The organism is Brevundimonas sp. (assembly GCF_035626535.1).
Classification (GTDB): domain Bacteria; phylum Pseudomonadota; class Alphaproteobacteria; order Caulobacterales; family Caulobacteraceae; genus Brevundimonas.
In genome coordinates this window covers 1-2219 of the sequence record NZ_DASPNO010000043.1, presented here as the reverse complement: position 1 = coordinate 2219, position 2219 = coordinate 1, and the positions used below count along the sequence as shown (strand labels likewise).

3 protein-coding genes are annotated in these 2219 nt (G+C 70.7%); 1 reads left to right on the top strand and 2 read right to left on the bottom strand.

The features are described from left to right. Window positions 1-337: 337 nt before the first annotated feature. Window positions 338-835: a hypothetical protein gene (locus VEC04_RS06305; protein ID WP_324774949.1), complete on the bottom strand. Its 498-nt coding sequence runs from the start codon at window positions 833-835 to the stop codon at window positions 338-340. A gap of 55 nt (window positions 836-890) precedes the next feature. Further along, entirely contained in the window at window positions 891-1760 is an 870-nt protein-coding gene (locus VEC04_RS06300; RefSeq protein WP_324774947.1) for a 50S ribosomal protein L11 methyltransferase, read from the bottom strand. A 43-nt stretch (window positions 1761-1803) separates the two neighbouring features. On the opposite strand from VEC04_RS06300, the gene VEC04_RS06295 reads away from it, so the two are divergent. Beyond that, window positions 1804-2219 (top strand): hypothetical protein (locus tag VEC04_RS06295; protein WP_324774945.1); only part of this gene is annotated, 416 nt, incomplete at its 3' end.

Genomic DNA, 2219 nt, shown 5'->3' with positions numbered 1-2219 from the left:
CCCCCGGACTCTCCATCGCCCGGGCTTCATCGCTCGACCACAGCCCGCCGCCATCGAGAACGTGGATCCGACGCCCTCCCCGTCCGACGGGATGGGACCAGTATGGGCCGGGTTTCTCCCCAGGCGCGTTCGTGACGCTGGGCCGGAGATGATGCCGTTCGGAAACAGCGGGTTGGCCGCGGAAAGTATGCGGACAGACGGCGGATTTGCAGCGCAGCAATTGGCCGAGTGGCGTTCACCTCCCCGTCGGCGAAGGCCGACGGGGAGCTCAGATCGTCGCTGGCGCGCCGATCTGTCCTCCCCATTCGCCTTCGCGAATGGGGAGGTGAGGCTCAGGTCAGTTCTGCGGCGAGGTCGGGGAGACCACGGGGGTGTCGGGCGACGACGAGGGGACCGGGACGGGCACGGCGACTTCGCGCTCGATGATGACGGGTTCGGCGGCACGGGCCTGGGCGGCGCGAGCCTCGGCGGAAGCGACGGCGGCGTTGGCGTTGGCGCGGGCGATGTCGACGCTGGCCTGGGCGCCGGCGACCTGTCCGGCGACCAGCGCCTGGTCCGCCTGCGCCTGGGCGGCGGCGGCGTCGAGGCGGGCTTCCAGCAACTCTTCGTCGGTCTGCCGGTCGCCGCCCCGGGCGAACAGAATCCACAGCACGGCGATGAGCACCAGGCCCCCGAGGATGCCGGCGATCCACCAGCCGCTGTTGGAGTCGCGAACGACCACCCTTTCGACGGATTCGCTCACCACGCCGGGGCTGGTGACGACAGTCTCCACCGTTTCGACGTGGTCGCCCGGATCGACGGGCCGGCGCGGATCGAGGTTCGGATCGTAGGTCACGGGCAGTCCTCCATTGAACTGCCGCAACGGTTGCGGTTGCGGTCCGTTCCGCCCGTTAACCCACCCTGCGCAGGACCAGCGCGCTCCAGGCGTCGCGGCGGATGCGGCGCTCGAGCACGAAGCCGCGCGACAGGTAGGCGGCGGTGACGCGGCGCTCCTGGGTCCGCAGCAGGCCGGACAGGATGGCCACGCCGCCCAGCTTCAGGGCGTCCTTGATGTCCTGCGACAGGCTGACCAGCGGCGGGGCGAGGATGTTGGCGAAGACCAGATCGTAGGGCCCCTGCCCGCGCACCTTGCGGTCGTTGAGGCCGAAGGCGTGGACGAAGCGGGCCTGGGCCATGTTCAGCTTGGCGTTTTCGTTGGCGATGCGCACCGACGGGGCGTCGATGTCGGTGCCCAGCGCCACCCTGGAGCCGGTTTTCGCCGCCGCGATGGCGAGCACGCCGGTGCCGCAGCCGACGTCGAGCACGCGCTCGAAACGCTCGCGCTTGAGCAGTTCGTCGAAGGCCAGCAGGCAGCCGACCGTGGTGCCGTGGTGGCCGGTGCCGAAGGCCGCGCCGGCGTCGATCTTCAGATTGATGGTGTTCTTCGGCACCACGCCCTGATCGTGGGCGCCGTAGATGAAGAAGCGCCCGGCGCGCACCGGCGGCAGGCCCGACAGGGACATGGCCAGCCAGTCGGCGTCAGCCAGTTTCTCGACGATGACGGTCAGGCCATCGTGCGCCGCGAGCCGCGCCTCGATGCCGCGCACGTCGTCTTCATCATTGGGAAAGGCGTCGATCCGCCATATGCCGCGGTCCTCGTCTTCCTCGAGGATCGAATAGGTGGCGCCCTCCAGCAGCGGGTCGGAGTCCAGAGACACCGCGGCGGCCTCAGCGATGGCGCGGGGCCCCCTCGCGATTATTTGAACTGCGGACTCGGACATTTCTCAAACACCGCTATCATGACGAATCGAGACACGCGCTGGCGTGCGCTCCACCGCCAGCATCAACCAACTGAACCGAGGGGTCGGGGAATCCATGGCTAAAGCACCGTCCAAGCCGAGCACCGCCAAACCGAAGGCGGCCGCCGCCGCTTCCAAGCCGAAACCGGCGGCAAAGTCGAGCGCCGCGAAGCCGGCCGCCGCGAAGGCTCCCGCCAAGGCCGCCGCGCCGAAGCCGGACGCGGCGAAGATGCCGGCCGCCAAGGCGGCTCCGAAGGCGGCCCCGAAGGCTGCGGCCAAGCCGGCCGCCAAGGCCGCCGCCCCGAAGGCGGCCGCCGCGAAGAAGCCCGCCGCCGCCAAGAAGCCCGCTGCCGCGAAGAAGCCGGCCGCCAAGGCCGCCGCGCCGAAGGCCGCTCCGGCCGCCGCCAGGCCCGCGACCGCCGCCCCGGCTGCGAAGCCCGC